Annotated in this window: 9 protein-coding genes; 8 read left to right on the top strand and 1 reads right to left on the bottom strand. The window is 60.2% G+C overall.

Annotated features, from left to right (window positions below; all coding sequences use genetic code 11):
* Positions 1 to 280: 280 nt before the first annotated feature.
* From FKG94_RS18915 to FKG94_RS18890, 6 genes are all read left to right on the top strand, one after another.
* Complete coding sequence (locus FKG94_RS18915; RefSeq protein ID WP_142928500.1) at positions 281 to 1009, top strand: hypothetical protein; 729 nt, start codon at positions 281 to 283, stop codon at positions 1007 to 1009.
* 71 nt (positions 1010 to 1080) lie between these two features.
* Entirely contained in the window at positions 1081 to 3045 is a 1965-nt protein-coding gene (locus FKG94_RS18910; protein ID WP_142928499.1) for a bifunctional diguanylate cyclase/phosphodiesterase, read from the top strand.
* A gap of 15 nt (positions 3046 to 3060) precedes the next feature.
* Entirely contained in the window at positions 3061 to 3549 is a 489-nt protein-coding gene (locus tag FKG94_RS18905) for a copper chaperone PCu(A)C (protein WP_142928498.1), read from the top strand.
* 52 nt (positions 3550 to 3601) lie between these two features.
* On the top strand, positions 3602 to 4678 hold the full coding sequence (locus tag FKG94_RS18900) for a DUF2333 family protein (protein ID WP_142928497.1): 1077 nt from the start codon (positions 3602 to 3604) through the stop codon (positions 4676 to 4678).
* The gene (locus FKG94_RS18895; RefSeq protein ID WP_342779101.1) at positions 4675 to 7050 is read left to right on the top strand and encodes a DNA polymerase II; all 2376 of its coding nucleotides are present in this window, start codon (positions 4675 to 4677) and stop codon (positions 7048 to 7050) included. Before FKG94_RS18900 ends, FKG94_RS18895 begins: the two co-directional genes overlap by 4 nt.
* A gap of 324 nt (positions 7051 to 7374) precedes the next feature.
* Positions 7375 to 9387, top strand: a complete 2013-nt coding sequence (locus tag FKG94_RS18890; protein ID WP_179957715.1) for an EAL domain-containing protein — start codon at positions 7375 to 7377, stop codon at positions 9385 to 9387.
* Between the two features lie 119 nt (positions 9388 to 9506).
* On the opposite strand, the gene FKG94_RS18880 is transcribed toward FKG94_RS18890, so the two are convergent.
* A complete protein-coding gene (locus tag FKG94_RS18880) occupies positions 9507 to 10508 on the bottom strand; it encodes an adenosine kinase (protein ID WP_142928494.1) in 1002 nt (333 codons plus the stop codon).
* A 376-nt stretch (positions 10509 to 10884) separates the two neighbouring features.
* Between FKG94_RS18880 and mrcB the strand changes: the two genes are divergently transcribed.
* Entirely contained in the window at positions 10885 to 13221 is a 2337-nt protein-coding gene (mrcB, locus tag FKG94_RS18875; protein ID WP_142928493.1) for a penicillin-binding protein 1B, read from the top strand.
* Positions 13222 to 13304: 83 nt separating this feature from the next.
* Entirely contained in the window at positions 13305 to 13664 is a 360-nt protein-coding gene (locus FKG94_RS18870; protein ID WP_142928492.1) for a tetratricopeptide repeat protein, read from the top strand.
* Positions 13665 to 14097: the final 433 nt, after the last annotated feature.

The raw sequence follows: 14097 nt of genomic DNA, 5'->3' as shown, positions 1-14097 counted from the left end.
AAGGGCGTTGCTTTGACCTATGCTTTCAGGCAGAGTTCGCTCCATTGTAGCTGAACCGGCCCCGGGTGGTCGCCTAGAGGATCACAAAAGGATCACCTAGAGGACCGCTTAATAAGGACCACAGACCCAAGGTCAGTAATTCAGGGCTAATTATGCGCAGGGCAGTAAGCTTTGGCGGCGCCAGCCCGGGATCACCTGATAACCACTTTGAAGCTTTGTCCCGGTGCTTTATCGGTGCGGTTCACGGTATTTGCAGCCAAGTCGGTGTTTAATGAGATTTATGAAGATAATTAGACAATTCGCATGGGTGTTACCTCTGCTGCTGGCCGGCTGTGAGACGGTGCCGGTGTTGGTGCCACTGCCGGAGGCAGCGCCCGCCCCCGAGTCCAAGCCCGCGCCGCCGGCGCGCCCGGTGCGCACCGTCGATGACGATGTCAGGCAACTGTTAGGCGATGCCGAACAGGCACTGGCAGCGGATCGCCTGACCGCACCGCTGCACGACAATGCCTTTGACCGCTTTCAGGCAGTGCTGATGTTGAAGCCGGGCAACGAGCAGGCGCTGGCCGGTTTGCGGATGATACTTGCGCGCTACCTGCAGTTGGCCCGGGAGGCGGCTGCGGCGCAGCATTATGGAAAGGCCAGGGCCCTGATCGAGCGGGCGCGTCTTGTGGAGGCCGACAATGCCGATATCGAAGCTCTGGCCAAGGAGTTGGCGCAGGCGGTGGCGTCGCTGAAGGCCCGGCAACCGGAGTACATCGGGACGAACAATGAGTTTCCGCTGACGGAGGCGGGCCTCGAGCAGCAGAACAATGACACCGTCGAGTATCTGCAGGCGATTGCCCGCCAGGCCCGCCAGGAGAACGTCTCGCTGTTGATCGTTGCCCGCAGTGATGCCGAGGGACGCTGGATTTACCAGCAGATGAAGAAGGCGGTGGCGGGCTACCGCCTGCGCGGCGACATCAAACTGGGCAAGCGCCCGAAGATTCTGTTGCTGCCGCCGATCGATTGACCGGTACAGCAAACGCCGGTCGGGCCTCGCCTCATCGGTGCGGGTATTGTGTTAGACGAAGGATTTAGATAGTGACGTTACTCAGGCAGTTGATCATTGCCATTACTTTTTTGATTACCTGCCTGCTAGCCGGCAACCTGGTGGTCAGCGTTTTTAACACCCGAACCTACTTTTACGAACAGATGCGCTCGCTCGCTGAGGACACCGCCACCTCACTCGGGTTTACCATCTCTCACGCCGCCCAGGAAAAAGACCTGGCCCAGATCAATTCCATGGTCGATGTTATTTTCGACCGCGGCTACTACCGCCGCATCGTCTATCTCAATCTCGATGGCGAGGCGGTGGTGGAGCGCGGGCGGCCGATCAATATCGAAGGCGTGCCGCGCTGGTTTGTGGATTTCGTTAAACTGCCGGAGCCCTCCGGGCGCGCCGAGGTGCTGTCGGGCTGGTACCGGCTGGGCGAGGTTATCGTGGTGGGGCACCCGGGCTATGCCTATCGCGATCTGTGGCGGGTATCCCGCGAGCAGTTCTGGCTGTTTGTCTTCACCGCCGTGCTCAGTTACGGTCTCGCAGGTCTGGGGCTGCGCCTGTTGCTGCGCCCGCTGCGCCGGGTCGAGAATCAGGCCGAGGCCATTTGCCGGCGCGAGTTTCCGGTGCAGGACAAGCTGCCGCGCACCCGCGAGCTGCGTCGTATGGTTGTCGCCATGAATCGGATGGTGAAAAAAACCCAGGCTATGTTTCAAGAACAGGTGGAACTTAGTGAGACCCTGCGCCGGCAAGCCTATCTGGACCCGGTGACCCAGTTGTCCAACCGGCGTGACTTCGACGCCCGCCTCGAGGCGTATATCAACGCCGAGACGGGCGGCAGCAGCGGTTTGCTGTTGCTGATCAACATTGGCAATCTGCAGGCGTTCAACGATCAGTTCGGGCGGGCAACGGGCGATCAGTGCCTGCTCGAGCTGGCGCTGGCTTTGCGCGAGTACACCGGCGATTACAGCAAGGCCATCCTATCGCGGCGCGGCGGGGCCGATTTTTGCGTGTTTTTACCGGGGCTGCACCGCGAAGAGGTCAAGCAGAGTGTGGAACAGTTGCACACGACATTGCGCAACCTGAGCTGGTTCGATCGCCAATACGGGCTGCGACTGCACCTGGGGGCGGCTTTTGCCGCCACGGTCGGGCCCGATCACCAATTGCTGAGTGAAGCCGATGCCGCGCTGCGCCAGGCCCAGCACCGGGCGGTGGGTTGGCGCCTGTTCACGCCGCCGCCCGGGCAGCGCGACCTGCGGGCGCGGGCGGCCGGGCAGTGGCGGGAGTTGTTGCAGGAAGTCCTGCAGGAGCGGGCGTTATTGTTACACTACCAGCCGGTCGTCGATCTCAACGGGCACCCGGTTTGTGTCGAGGTACTGTGCCGGCTGCGCGACGATGGCCGGATTCTCAACGCCGGTGTGTTTTTACCCATGGCCGAGCGGTTTAATCTCAGTGTTGCCTTCGACAAGCTGATTCTCGAACTGTTGCTGGCGCAGCCGCATGAGGACACGGCGATTGACTATTGTGTCAATCTTTCTCCCCGGTCCATTCAAGATCAGGGCTTTCGCCGCTGGCTGGGCGAATTCCTGCGGCGCCACGGCCGGTTTGCCGGGCGTATTGTGTTTGAGGTGCCCGAACAAACCCTCTCTCTGGCCGAGCCGGCGGTGCGTGAGATATCGGCGCTGTTGCAACAGTGCGGCGCAGCCCTTTCGCTCGATCACTTTGGCGCCGGTGGCTCGAATTTCAGCTACCTGCAGAGTCTTCACCTGAAGATGTTGAAGATCGATCGCTGTTTCATACAGTCCATAGAGCAGAGTGCGGATAATCAGTTTTTTGTAAAATCGCTGGTACAGATCGCCCACAGTTGCGATGTCAGGATTTTCGCCGAAGGGGTCGAGTCGGCGGCTGAGTGGCAGGCGCTGTCGGCACTTGGTGTGGACGGCGGGCAGGGATATCATTTGGGCAGACCAAAACAATCGATTGACGGCGCCCGGGCGCCAGGTGACTAGAGGGGGAGTGGTTTAATGAGAGCGGGACAGTTATATGAACGCTGGTCGGGGCTGTTGCTGCTGTGCAGCCTGACCCTGTGGGCGGCGCCGGTATTGGCCGACGTCGAGACAGACAATACCGGGGTGAAAAATACCGGGGTGAAGAATGTTCAGGTGACCAAGGCCTACCTGCGACTGCCGCCGCCGGGGAGCCCAGTGGCGGCTGTGTTTTTGCACCTGCGCAATACCGGCGCTAAGCCGCACCAGCTTATCGGGGCCCGTTCAAAGCTGGCCGGCAAGATGGAAGTCCACACCCACGAGCATGTCGACGGTATGATGCGCATGCGACCGGTAGCGCAATTGCAGGTGCCGGCTTATAGTGAGGTGGAGCTAAAGCCGGGCGGCCACCATTTGATGGTGTTTGGCCTGCGCGGGGAGCTGAAGGCCGGCGGGGTGTTTCCGATGACGCTGTTGTTCGCCGGCGATAGGGAAGTCGAGGTCGAGGCTGAGATCAAGCGTCTGTGATCACTAACTTACGGTAAATATCAACTGACTGATTGATTGGTGGAAGGCAACTATGGCGCTTGAGAAGGGCGGAAATGTCTGGGGGAGAATAACCCGCGGTATAGGCGAGTGGTTCACGGAATTGCGCGCCGATGTCAAGTCCGGGAGTGTCTGGTTGAAGGCGGGTCTGGTCCTGGTGATGCTCTACCTGGTACTGGCGCTGGTGGTCGGTTGGTACTGGAGCAGTGAACCCGATACCTTCGATGTGCGGGACGCCGCCGCGCTGCGCCTGGCCGGCGGCGAGCAGGGCCTGGTGACCGGGGCGACGACGACCGCGACGCTGGTGCGTGTCGCCGATACGTTGCTGTCGAAACCGGGCGGCTTTCTGTCCAACGACATACTGCCGCCGGGGGCCTGGCTCGACAATCTGCCGCACTGGGAATACGGCGTGCTGATCCAGGTGCGAGACTTGAGCAAAGCCATGCGTGAGGCCTTTAGCCGCTCCCAGTCGCAGTCCACCGAGGACACCGATCTGGCGCTGGCCGAATCGCGGTTCAATTTTGATCACGACAGCTGGGCGGTGCCCGCCTCGGAATCCGAGTATCGCCAGGGGGTACGTTTTTTGCGCGGTTACCAGGAGCGCCTGGCCGACGAAGACCAGCTTAACGCGCAGTTTTTTGCCCGCGCGGACAATCTGCGCTATTGGCTCAGCACGGTGGAAACCCGCCTCGGCAGCCTGTCGCAGCGCCTCAGTGCCAGTGTCGGCCAGCGTCGGGTGAATACCGACCTGGCCGGCGATGACCGGGCCAGCCAATCCACCACCACCCCTGGCGAATTGATGGTGAAGACACCCTGGCTGGAGATCGACGATGTGTTTTACGAGGCGCGCGGCACTGCCTGGGCCCTGATTCATTTCCTCAAAGCGGCAGAGGTGGATTTTGGCCAGGTGCTGGAGAAGAAAAATGCGTTGATCAGTCTGCGCCAGATCATTCGCGAACTTGAGGCGACGCAGGAAACCGTATTCAGCCCGATGATTCTCAACGGCGGGGGCTTCGGCTTCCTGGCCAATCACTCGCTGGTGATGGCCTCCTATATCTCCCGCGCCAACGCCGCCATTATCGATCTGCGGGAGCTGCTGGCGCAGGGGTGAAAACCCGTCACGCTATGCAGGGCTTTTTACTGACCCGACACTGGCGCGACAGCGCCCGCGGTATTCAGCTCGAACTCTGGTTCGCTTCGCTGCAGGGTCCGCTACGGGTGCTGATCGAGCGGCAGGAATCGGTATTCTTCGTCAGCCGTGCCGAGGCCGCTCGACTGCCCGAGGTGCTTGGCACCGGCGCCTGGCGCACTGCCGAGGTTGCGCTCAGCAATTATCTGGGCGAACCGGTGCTCGCGTTATACAGCCGTAGTCACAAGCGCGCGCAGCAATGGCGCGAGCGACTGGCAGCGCAGGGCATCGCCGTCTGGGAGGCGGACATTCGCCCGTCCGAGCGCTATCTGATGGAGAGGTTCATCACCGGTGGCGTCACCATCGAGGGGCAGCCGCAACTGCTCGATGGTTGCCCGACGCTGGTCGACCCGGTATTGCGGCCACAACCCCATCGACCGCAGCTGGAAGTGGTGTCGGTGGATATCGAAACGTCCATGGATGCGCGTGAACTCTATTCCATCGGCGTGTTCGGGCGGCGCGACCGTTTCGTGTTCATGGTCGGTGACCGGACTGCTGCGGCGGCGGACGGTGCAGAGGTGCAGATTCAGTGGTGCGCCTCCGCGCAGGACTGCCTGCAACAGTTCTTTTCCTGGCTGGCGGCCAGAGACCCGGACCTGTTGATCGGTTGGAACTTTATTCAGTTCGATCTCTGGGTGCTGGAAAAACTATGCCGCCGCTACGGCATGGCCCTGGCGCTCGGGCGCGGCGGGCAGGCCTGCCACTGGCGCGAGGAGCGCACCCGCGAACGCCGCTATGTGAGCATTCCCGGTCGGGTCGCGCTCGATGGTATCGAACTGCTGCGGGCGGCCACCTATTCATTTGAAAGCTTTTCTCTGGAGGCCGTTGCGCGGGCGGTGCTGGGCCAGGGCAAGCTGTTGACCGGCAAAGATCGCGGTCGCGATATTACCGAGCTGTTTCAGCGTGACAAAGTTTCCCTGGCCGCCTATAACCTGCGCGACTGTGAATTGGTCTGGGATGTGTTTGAGCAGACCGATCTGCTGGCCTTTGCCCTGGCCAAAGCCCAGTTGACCGGGCTGGCCCTGGATCGTGTCGGCGGCTCGGTGGCGGCATTCGAGTATGCCTATCTGCCGCGCCTGCACCGGGCGGGGTTCGTGGCGCCCAATCTGGGCGAGTTGCAGTCGGATGTCGTCAGTCCGGGCGGCTATGTCATGGAGTCGCGCCCGGGGCTCTACGACCATGTGCTGGTGCTGGATTTCAAGAGCCTGTACCCGAGCATTATTCGCAGCTTCTGCATCGATCCCTGCGCTTTTTGGCGCGCCGAGATTGATAGGTTGTCCGACGCTGACTGTGTACCGGGGTTTAACGGTGCCCGCTTCGCCAAACAGGGCGCTCTGCTGCCGGAAATCATCCGCGAGCTTTGGCGGGCGCGGGAGCAGGCCAAGGCCGATGGCAACAGTCCGCTGTCGCAGGCGATCAAGATCATTATGAATTCCTTTTACGGGGTTTTGGGGTCGCCCGGCTGTCGTTTTTTTGACCCGCGGATCAGCAGTTCCATCACCCTGCGCGGTCATGAAATTATTCAGCGCAGCCGCGAATGGATCGAAGCCCGCGATTACCAGGTGATTTATGGCGATACGGATTCCCTGTTCGTCTGGCTCGAGGCCTGCCAAACCGACACTGAGGCACAACGCATCGGCTCTGAGCTGGAGCGCGGTCTGAACCGTTGGTGGCAGGCGAGTCTGAAGGCGGACTTTGGGGTTGAAAGCACCCTGGAAATCGAGTTCGAAACCCACTACCGGAAATTTTTTATGCCGACGGTGCGCGGTGCTGAAATCGGCAGCAAGAAGCGCTATGCAGGCGTCGTCAGCCGCGCCGGGCAAGACGAGATCGTTTTCAAAGGGCTGGAGAATGTCCGCACCGACTGGACGCCGCTGGCCAGGCGCTTTCAGTTGGAGCTTTACCGGCGCATCTTTTTTAACCAGCCTTTTGCGACTTACATCCGCACCACTGTGGCGGAAGTGTTGGCCGGTCAGCGCGATGAGGAACTGGTCTATCGCAAGCGCCTGCGGCGCAAATTGGACGACTATCAAAAAAATGTACCGCCCCATGTCCAGGCGGCGCGCCAATTACGGGCAGCGACCGGTGCGCGGCCCAAGCCCGGCGACTGGGTGAGTTACGTCCTCACCGTCAATGGACCGGCGCCGGTGCAACTGCAACGCCGCCAGGGCGGCCCTGTGCTGGCCTATCAACAGTATATCGATCGCCAGCTGCGCCCGGTGGCGGACAGTATTCTGCAGGTGCTGGGCGAGTCGTTTGCGGATATCGTCGACCGCCAAATCCGCCTGTTGTAACGCCGGTCATTTCACAATTGATTTCCGGCTGCCGGCTTTTACACCTACTGGCAGTAGGTAAAAAGTGTTTGGCGGGAAAAATTGTTTACCATAGGTGTGTTAACTGTGGCACACTTTGACAATGATCTCGGTCACATTTTGTGCGGGGGAGTCTGTGATCGGGATGACAGGTATAAATTATAACGGGGTGATCAGCTTGACACTGTGAAGGAAGTGCCGTCTAAACCGTCTCGACCTCTAACTGCGTTTGGCAACAGTCCGTTGCCAAAAGGTGCCCCGCCTCCCTCCGAATCTGGCGATTTGCTACAACTGATCAGTGATGCTGTGGTTACTTTTGACCGCCTGGGTCGTATTTATCAGTTAAATGCGGCCGCCAAAAACCTGTTCGGGCTGGCCGAGGCCAACAGTGAAGCCAAACCCCTGCGCCAGATTTTTCCCGGCCTGAGCGACGAGCAGATTCGCGGCGCCGACAGTATTCTGATCAAAAACGCCCGCTTGCCGGTGGCTACACATCTGACCGGCTTCTCCAGCAGCGGTCGGGAGGTAAGGCTGACGCTGCTGGCGGCGCGGGTGGTTGAAGATGACTACTGTCAGTTGTTGTTGCGGGAGGTCTCCGAGGGCGACTGGTTCAAAGAAGATTTGTTGCAGCAGCGAGATATCTTGCAGGCAACACTGGCCAATGTGTCCGATGCGGTAATAACCACCAATGCCCGCACGGAGGTGGAGACCCTGAACGCGGTGGCCCGCCAGATTCTGGGGCTATCCACACACGAGGGGTTGGGCGTCCCTGTCGATCAGTTGTTCACATTGTATGATGCCGAAGGCCAGCGCCCTCTGCCGTCGCTGGTTATGGAGACCCTCGCGCGCGGGACGCGGGTACAGGTCGAAGGTCAGGTACAGCTCTACAGCGCCGATCAGCCAAGCCCGGTGATCGTTACCGCGCAGGTGATACCGCTGCGCAACAGCGCCAATCATATCAGCGGTAGTGTGATGGTCCTGCGGTCGGTGAACGAGGCCGCCGGCGCGTCCTCCCATTTAAACTGGCAGGTCAACCATGATGTGTTGACGCAACTGCCCAATCGCCATCACTTTGAGGCTGAATTGGCGCGCGCGGTGACCGAGGCGGCAAGCGGTGAAATCAGCCATGGATTGCTGTATGTGGACCTCTACCATTTTAAATTGATCAATGACACTTGCGGCCACACGGCGGGAGATGAGCTGTTGCGGCAATTGGCGGTGTTGTTTGGCAAGCGCATGCGCAGCCAGGATGTGCTGGCCCGGCTCGGCAGCGACGAGTTTGGCGTGTTGTTGCGCAACTGTACGCTGGCGGGTACCCAGCGGGTGGCCGATACCCTGTTGCGCGAACTGCAGGCATTTCGATTTTTGTGGAATGAACAGCAGTATAAGGTTGGCATCAGCGTCGGCGCGGTGATGATCGACCAGAATATTGATTCCGAGGCCCAGGCGCTGTCGGCCGCCAACGCCGCCTGCTGTGCCGCGAAGGAGGCGGGGCGCAATCGCATTCACTTTTACCACAACGATAACGCGCTGGTGCAGCGGCGCAGCGAAATGCACTGGGTGGTGAAAATCAATGAGGCCCTGGCGGAAAATCGGCTGGTACTGTACCGCCAGCCGATAGTGGCCAGTGCGCCGCTGTTGAGTGAGTTGCCCCACTATGAAGTGCTGGTGAGAATGATGAGCCCGGAGGGGGAATTGATTCCGCCGGTGGAGTTTATTCCCGCCGCCGAGCGCTATGGCCTGATGGATGAGATTGACCGCTGGGTGGTGCGCAACCTGCTGCAGTATATGCGCCGGCGGCGCGATGCCGGCCTGCCCGAGGAAAGCTATGCCGTCAATCTGTCGGGCGTCAGCCTCGGCGATGAGAGCTTTTGTGAATTTGTCTGGAATGAACTGGCGGAAAGTGCGGTGAAACCCAAGTTGCTGCATTTTGAGATAACAGAGACGGTCGCCGTCAGCAACCTGCAGCGGGCGGTGGAGTTTATGGAGTTGTTTGGTGAAAGCGGGTGCAAGTTTTTTCTCGACGATTTCGGCAGCGGTTTGTCGTCATTTGCCTACCTGAAAGACTTCCCGATCGATTACCTGAAAATTGACGGCACCTTTGTCAAGGGTATGGAAGAGGACTCGACCAACTTCGCCATGGTCAGCACCATCAACCACCTGGCCCATGTCATGGGTATCAAAACCGTGGCCGAATATGTGGAGAACGACGTGTTGCTGGAATGGTTGCGGGCCGTCGGCGTCGACTATGTGCAGGGTTACGGCATCGCCATGCCGGCACCGCTGCCCAGTGTGGGTGCGCTGCCGCAACGCTCTTGAATATTGGCCTGGCGCCGATGGTATTCGCTGCAGGCGCTCGAGGCGAAAGCAAGTGCCTGAAGCGCGTGTCACCGTGGTCTGGCTCGACAGCCTCCGGCGCCAGCGGCCAGGTGGATATTTTACTTGTCGAGAATATGGCGCAGGACTTCCTCGTGCTGCTGTGGGCGCAGCCGTGGCCCGAACTGCGAGACCACCACCGCGGCGGCATAGCTGGCCAGTTGTCCCGCTTTTTCGAAGTCGAAGCCCTGGGTAACGGCGTAGAGGAAGGCACCGGCAAACATATCGCCAGCGCCGTTGCTGTCCACGGCCTTTATCGGATGGGCTTCGATATTGATCAGTCGCTCGCCGTCGTAGATCACCGCCCCCTCCGCTCCCAGGGTTATCGCAAAGGTCTTGGCGACCCGCTGCAGCGCTGTCGCCGCGGCCTTGACGGAGTCGGTCTGCGTGTAACCCAGTGCTTCATCGCGGTTACAGAACAACAGGTCCACACCTTCGCCGATCATCGCCTGCAGGCCGTCGCGGAAAAACTCCACCATGGCCGGATCGGAGAGGCTGAGCGCCGTTTTTACGCCGTTGTCCTCGGCGACCCGGCGCAGTTTGATGGCGGCTTCGCGGCCGCTGTCTGAGGTGACCTGGTATCCCTCGATATAGACGTATTGAGACGCCTTGATGGCCTCTTCGTGCAACTCATTGACCGATACCGTCTCACTGATGCCGAGAAACGTATTCATGGTACGCTCTGCATCCGGCGTAATCATCACCAGGCATTTACCGGTGATACCGCTGTCGAGCTTGCCGTTGTGGTGGTAGCCGACGCCGGCGGCGCGCAGGTCATTCAGGTAAAATTCGCCGTTGTCATCGTTGGCCACCTTGCAGGAATAAAACGCATTGGCACCGAAATAACTGCAGGCGATAACGGTGTTGGCGCCCGAGCCGCCGCTGGCCCGTTTGGAGGCGACCAGGTGGCCGGAAAGATAATCGGTAATCTCGTGCTGCCGCTGCTCGTCCACCAGTGTCATTAGGCCCTTATCGACCCCGAGGCCGGTGAGGTCTGCATCGGTGACCTCTATTTCCGTGTCAACCAGGGCGGCGCCGAGGCCATAAACATGATATTGAGACATAGCAGCTTTCTTCTTCCATTCGATTAACGGGAGGGGTTTGCTCAGAGTATAGCGGGTTTTGGCCATGCGACCGGTGCCCTGAGGGTGCGCATTATGCGCAACTCCGGTGGTGAAAGGCAACTGTGCCATTGGTAACTGTGCCTGCCGCCATCTGCCGTGATGGCGGCGATGGTCGGTGAGCATGAGGTGTATTTTTTCTATGCTTTTGCGCACTTGCCGCTACAATGCCGAACTCCTGAGCAGTTTCGAAACAGGTGTTCTGCACTTTACAGTGCCGAAGCACGGCACTCAGGTGCGGTTTTGAGGCGCTATCGTGTGATGCTATTGCAAGGTGCAGTTGTATTGAGTTGTTGTAACCGGATATTGATGTTTAGTTATGGCCCGTTATTCGAGACGCCGTAGAACCCGGCGCCGGCGCGGAAAAGGCCGGGTTCGCGGAGCACTGGCCTGGTATTGGCAACTGGCCTGGTACTGGCGTCTGGCGTCGGGGTTGGGCCTGGTGCTGGTCGTCGCGGTAGTGTATCTGGACTATGTGGTGCGGTCGAAGTTCGACGGCAAGAAGTGGGCCCTGCCGGCCCGCGTTTACGCCCGCCCGCTGGAACTCTACGAAGGGTTGCCGCTGTCACCGCAGGACTTCGAATTTGAACTGAACGGGCTCGATTACCGGCCCGCGGACCAGTTGCGACGCCCCGGTGATATGGTCAAGCGCGGCGGCCAATACCAGGTTTTCAGTCGCAGTTTCCAATTCTGGGACAGGCTGGAGCCGGCGCGCAAGCTGAGTCTGGAGTTTGCCGGAGCGCGCCTGGTCCGGCTCACGGATGACGCCGGCCAGGCGGTGCCCCTGGCGCGGCTTGATCCGCAGCTTATCGGCGGTATTTTCCCCGCCCATATGGAAGATCGCGAGTTGATCCGCCTGAGCGAGATTCCCCCGTTGCTCGGCGAGGCGCTGATTGCTGTGGAGGATCAGGATTTTCTCGAGCACCGGGGGATTTCCTTCAAAGGGGTGGCGCGCGCGGCCTGGGTCAATCTGCGCGCCGGTAAAATTGTCCAGGGCGGCAGCACCTTGACCCAGCAGTTGGTAAAGAACTTTTACCTCAGCCACGACCGCAATCTGTCGCGCAAAATACTAGAGGCGTGCATGTCGCTGTTGCTGGAGTTTCACTATGGCAAAGCGGAAATTCTCGAAACTTATATCAACGAGGTCTACCTGGGTCAGAGCGGCCCGCGGGCGATTCACGGTTTTGCGCTGGCGGCGCGGCACTATTTCGGCAAGCCGCTGGATGAGTTGGCGCTGCCGCAGATAGCGCTATTGGTGGGCCTGGTAAAAGGTGCTTCGTTTTACAATCCCTGGAGCTATCCGCAGCGGGCCAAACAGCGGCGGGATCTGGTATTGACGCTGATGGCGGAGGCGGCGTTGATTTCGGTCGAGGAGAAAGAGGCCGCTATCGGCAGCAGCCTGGGCGTGGTTGCCAGCGACAAGCGCCGGTTGCATGATCACCCGGGCTTTATCGACCTGGTGAAGCGTCAATTGCGGCGCGATTATCGCGCTGATGATCTGCAGGCCGCCGGGCTGCAGGTGTTTACCACGCTGGCGCCGTCGGTTCAGTCCCGCGTGGCGCGGGTGCTGCAGCGCCGTATCCAGCAACTGGAGCGCGATTACGCCATGGAGGCGGGTACCCTGCAGGGCGCGACCGTGCTGACCTCGGTGGGTAGCGGTGAAGTCCTGGCAGTGGTCGGTGGACGCCACCCGCACTTTGCCGGTTTCAACCGGGCTCTGGATGCCAGACGGCCGGTGGGTTCGCTGATAAAACCGGCGATTTACCTGCAGGCATTGTCCCAGTCGCAGCAATACACCCTCGCCACCCGCCTCAGCGATACTCCGGTGACGGTGTCCGGACCCGACGGCGAGTTGTGGCAGCCGCGCAACTTTTCCCAGCGCGATCACGGCGAGGTGTCGTTGCTCGAGGCTCTGTCACAATCCTACAACCAGTCTACGGCGCGACTGGGCATGCAGTTGGGGTTGGGTAAAGTGCTGGAAACTGTGTCCGGGCTGGGTGTCCAGCGCCCGTTGCCGCAGGTGCCGGCGGTATTGCTGGGTGCGGCTGAACTGGCGCCGATGGAGGTGGCGGCGATGTACCACACTATCGCCGCTGACGGTGTGTTTACGCCGCTGCGGTCGGTGCGCGCAGTGCTGGATGCGCAGGGGCAGCCGCTAAGTCGCTATCCCCTGCAGGTGGAGCAGCGCTTTGCGGCCGAAACCATTCACTTGTTGCAATACGCCATGCAGGCAGTGATGCGCACCGGCACCGGGCGCAGCGTCTATCGCCATATCGACGAGGACCTGGCGCTGGCGGGCAAGACCGGCACCACCAATAATCAGCGCGACAGTTGGTTTGCCGGTTTCAGTGGCGATCACCTGGGAGTGGTCTGGCTGGGATTGGACGACAATGGCCAGACCCCCTTGACGGGCGCCACCGGAGCGGCCAGGGTATGGGGCGATATTTACGCGGGCCTGGCCACGCGTTCACTGGTATTTGAGAAACCCATCGCCGTCGACTACCACTGGATCGATATCGACAGCGGCTTGCTGAGCGGCGAAAATTGCCGCGGGGCGCAGTGGATTCCGTTTGTGCGCGGCAGTGAACCCGTGCTCAGCGGGCCCTGTCAGTTTATTGAAAACCCGGTATTACGGTGGTTTAAACGTTTATGGTAGTAACCCGTCGAGTTGTCTTTGCTCTCCTTTTTTCCCTGCTGGTCGCCCCCGGCTGCACCACTGTACCAGTGGCTTCGTCGCCCGTGCCCGAGGCCCCGGTTCCCGAGCCTGAAACACCGCCGCCATCGCGGCCGATTCTGCCCGGGCAGGCGCCGCCGGCGGTTGAATCATCGGCGTTGCGCAGCGTCATCGACAGTTGTTGGGATCACTACCGCGCCGGCCGTTGGGACGATGCCATTGCCACGGCGGAACGGGGGCTGCGTATCGAGCGCCGCTCGGCGGAATTGTACCTCGTGTTAGCACGTGCTTACTCAGCCATGGATGAGCGCGATCAGGCGCAAGCCTTTGCCCGGCAGGGACTCAGGTACAGTGACCATGCGCCCGCTGCCGTCGGTGCACAACTGCGCTCGGTGCTCGGCGCCGGCGCGAATATAGCGCGGTGAGCTTTGTCATGGTTACAGTATCAGTGTTAGTATCAGTTTGTCGCACGGCTCGACGTGACTGCTATAGAAAGCTGTCAATGAGGTGATATTTTTACCGGCAGTCGGGTTCTGTAACACAGCCCGGTAACAAGACTTGGCAATACTGTACTGGCTTGGCATAACGATAAAAAAGTACAACATCACAGTGAACACTAACCGGGTGCGGCTGCCGGCAACTCATCAAGGCTGAGAGACTGGCTGGTTTTGGCCGGATATGAGGGCGTCGACGGGTGTGGATACCGGTAGTAGAGGGCAGTGGACGGCAGCGGACAATAGTTACCTGCGGTCCCTTGTAATGCGTACTCCGTTATCTTGGCGCCCGGTATTTATTGTCTACACTTGAGTAGTGTCACCTCGTTTATGTTGCTGGCACCGCGCCGGGCAGGTCCGGCGA

It is taken from the genome of Exilibacterium tricleocarpae, assembly GCF_007004655.1.
GTDB lineage: Bacteria > Pseudomonadota > Gammaproteobacteria > Pseudomonadales > Cellvibrionaceae > Exilibacterium > Exilibacterium tricleocarpae.
This window is presented reverse-complemented; position numbering and strand designations above follow the sequence as displayed.

Excerpts from the sequence above, each read along its gene's own strand:
- FKG94_RS18915 (WP_142928500.1), top strand. The coding sequence starts at position 281 with ATGAAGATAATTAGACAATTCGCATGGGTGTTACCTCTGCTGCTGGCC.
- mrcB (WP_142928493.1), top strand. The coding sequence starts at position 10,885 with ATGGCCCGTTATTCGAGACGCCGTAGAACCCGGCGCCGGCGCGGAAAA.
- FKG94_RS18880 (WP_142928494.1), bottom strand. The coding sequence starts at position 10,508 with ATGTCTCAATATCATGTTTATGGCCTCGGCGCCGCCCTGGTTGACACG.
- FKG94_RS18900 (WP_142928497.1), top strand. The coding sequence starts at position 3,602 with ATGGCGCTTGAGAAGGGCGGAAATGTCTGGGGGAGAATAACCCGCGGT.
- FKG94_RS18905 (WP_142928498.1), top strand. The coding sequence starts at position 3,061 with ATGAGAGCGGGACAGTTATATGAACGCTGGTCGGGGCTGTTGCTGCTG.